At 68.9% G+C, this 1,972-nt stretch carries 2 protein-coding genes; one reads left to right on the top strand and one right to left on the bottom strand.

Annotation, left to right across the window (positions count from 1 at the left end; translation table 11 throughout):
- Nucleotides 1-110: 110 nt before the first annotated feature.
- Nucleotides 111-1,055, top strand: a complete 945-nt coding sequence (locus ACFWF3_RS33975) for a LysR family transcriptional regulator (protein ID WP_379318096.1) — start codon at nucleotides 111-113, stop codon at nucleotides 1,053-1,055.
- Between the two features lie 54 nt (nucleotides 1,056-1,109).
- Here the strand turns inward: ACFWF3_RS33975 and ACFWF3_RS33970 are convergent.
- A partial coding sequence (locus tag ACFWF3_RS33970) for a PEP-utilizing enzyme (RefSeq protein WP_379318094.1) occupies nucleotides 1,110-1,972 on the bottom strand: 863 nt, incomplete at its 5' end.

Genomic DNA, 1,972 nt, shown 5'->3' with positions numbered 1-1,972 from the left:
ATGTTGTACTCCTCAGCTGTACTGGCCCGCACATTGCGGTAGTGCTGATCCTGGTGCGCGCGTCTGCGGGCGGGTAGCCCCCGATATCCACCACCTCGTAAGGTTTCCTTATGAGCTTGCCGCCCGGAACGCCGGACCTGGAGGTGCTCGATCTCCTGGTATCGGTGGCAGAGCTGGGCAGCCTCGGTGCCGCGGCGCGCAGACACGGCATCAGCCAGCCCGCGGTCGGCATGCGCATCAGCGCGTTGGAACGGCGGCTGCGGCTGCGGCTGATCGATCGCGGACCCACCGGTTCGGCATTGACCGATGCCGGTGCGGCCGTGGTCGAGCTGGGTCGGCCGGTACTGGCCGCGGGGCTGGCTCTGATGGACGGTGTCGCTGACCTGCACCGCGAACTGTCACCACAACTGCATGTCATCGCCTCGAAAACCATTGCCGACCACCGTATTCCGCAGTGGCTGGCGGCGTTGCGCAAGCTCCGGCCCGAGCTCGCCGTCGAACTCGACGTGGCGAACTCACAGCAGGTGACCACGGCGGTGCGCGATCGCGAGGTGGTGCTCGGATTCGTCGAGGGGCCGCAGGCACCCGCGGGGCTGGGAAGCCGGGTGCTCGTGGCCGACGAGCTGGTCGTGGTCGTCGCACCGACCCATCCGTGGGCCACCCGCGCACGCCCGGTGCGCCCGCGCGAACTCGCCGATACGCCGCTGGTGTGGCGCGAGAAGGGATCCGGGACACGGGACACCGTCTGGGCGGCGCTACAGATCCACGGCACCCCCGCGCGGCCCGCGGCCGAACTCGGTTCCGCCGCAGCCATTCTCGCGACCACCCGCAGCGGACTCGCCCCCGCGGTGGTCAGCCGCCTGATCGTCGCCCACGAACTCCGTGCGGGCACCTTGCACGAGGTCGACCTGGCCGATTCGCTGGTGCTGACCCGAAAGTTTCGCGCCATCTGGCACCGCAGCACCCCACCATCCGGCCCCGCGGGCGACCTGGTCGACCTCGCCGCCCGCATCGAAGCGGCCCGACCGACAGTACGACGACCGCCGCGAGACTGATCCTCGACACCGACCAGCGACGCCGCGACGGCGCGGGCATCGCTGCCGTCCTGGTTACGGCTCCGAGAGGATCTCGAGATATCCGTCGGTGCCGTTCACCCGGACGCGCTGCCCGTCGCGGATCAGCTCGGTGGCGTGTTCCACGCCGACGACGGCGGGGAGACCGTATTCGCGGGCGATCACCGCGCCGTGGGTCATCAGGCCGCCCACTTCGGTCACCAGTCCCGCGATCCCGACGAACAACGGGGTCCAGCTCGGATCGGTGTAGGCGGTAACCAGGATGTCACCGGATTCCAGGTCGGCCTGCGCGATGTCGGCGATGACGCGGGCGCGACCTTCGATCGTCCCGCCCGAGACCGCCAAGCCGGGCAGTGCCCCGGCGGGCAGGTCCTCGCGCCGATACGCCCCGGCGAGCGCCTCACCGTCGGAGGTGAGCACTCGCGGCGCGGTGAGCGACCGATACGAACGGAACGCGTCCTGTCGTCCACCAACGAGGGCCCGCTCGGCCCGATGAGTGCGAACGACCTCCTGCAGCTCGTCGAATCTCAGGAAGAAGATGTCGCCGGACTCGTCCAGTACACCGGCCTGCACCAGCCGTTCGGCTTCGCGCAGCAGCGCCTGCTTGTAGACGAAGTAGCGGCTCACCATGCCGTATTTCGGGTACTCCCGATATCCGGAGAAGGTGCGCACACGCTCGATCATTCGCGCGGTCTCGGCGGCCTTGTGCTCCCCTTCGGGGAGAGCGCGCAGGCGTCGCAGAATCTGTCTTTCCGATTGTTCGGCCTCGCACAGGCCGTCCTCGAAGCGACGTCTGCCCTCACCCGGCCCGAAGTTCTTGATATTGCCGAGGATCGTCGGCACCAGCGTGGCGGGACTCTCGCTCCAGCGCGGCCGGGTGATGTCGATTTCGCCGGTGC

It is taken from the genome of Nocardia sp. NPDC060220, assembly GCF_042727815.1.
Taxonomy (GTDB): domain Bacteria; phylum Actinomycetota; class Actinomycetes; order Mycobacteriales; family Mycobacteriaceae; genus Nocardia.
This window is presented reverse-complemented; position numbering and strand designations above follow the sequence as displayed.

Bases quoted from the DNA above. Each gene is read 5' to 3' on its own strand.
- ACFWF3_RS33975 (WP_379318096.1), top strand. From the start codon at position 111: ATGAGCTTGCCGCCCGGAACGCCGGACCTGGAGGTGCTCGATCTCCTG.